General features: G+C 67.4%; 1 protein-coding gene. It reads right to left on the reverse strand.

Annotated elements, in window-relative coordinates:
* A partial coding sequence (locus SB660_RS20275) for a TetR family transcriptional regulator C-terminal domain-containing protein (RefSeq protein ID WP_410584108.1) occupies positions 1-276 on the reverse strand: 276 nt, incomplete at both ends.

The raw sequence follows: 276 nt of genomic DNA on the forward strand, positions 1-276 counted from the left end.
GGGACGCACAGCCGACCGGTCGTAGAGCCACTGGAGCTGGAGCCCGTCCATGAGGGCGACGAAGGACGCGCCGAGTTGGGCCGGCGTGAGCGGTGAGCGAAGCCGCCCCTGCTCAGCCAGGGCCTCGAACACCCGGGTGGCGAAGGTACGCACGTTCTCGTAGCGGCGGGCGTAGTGATCGTGCGCAGGATGCTCTCGACTGGTCGCCTCGGACGCGATGGTCGTGTGCAGCTCGACCAGATCCGGGTGGATACTGTCTTCGGCGACGATCAACAG

It is taken from the genome of Bacillus sp. SIMBA_005 (genome assembly GCF_046535585.1).
GTDB classification, from domain to species: Bacteria; Bacillota; Bacilli; order Bacillales; family Bacillaceae; genus Bacillus; species Bacillus pumilus.